Consider the following 257-nt stretch of genomic DNA (forward strand, 5'->3'; position numbering starts at 1 on the left):
GAAGGAGCACTACGCGGGCAGTGTGCTGCATGCTTCACGGGACTTTATCCGACTGAACTTGCAGAACTCGTGACAGAGACAAAGGCTTAAGGGGGAAATGCAATGAGCGTTCGTTATGAACAAGCGGGTGTGAATTTAGAAGCAGGATACGAGGCCGTATCCCGTATGAAACGTCATGTTGCTAGGACGATGCGTCCGGAAGTGATGACAGGACTCGGTAGTTTCGGAGCAATGATTGACCTCGGTTCGATGAACAT

General features: G+C 50.6%; 1 pseudogene. It reads left to right on the forward strand.

Annotated features, from left to right (window positions below):
• Window positions 1-102: 102 nt before the first annotated feature.
• Window positions 103-257, forward strand: a pseudogene (locus AC2Q9J_RS18190) (phosphoribosylformylglycinamidine cyclo-ligase); the annotation flags it as partial.

The sequence above is a fragment of the Planococcus sp. RAB007_Raresut genome (assembly GCF_057369535.1).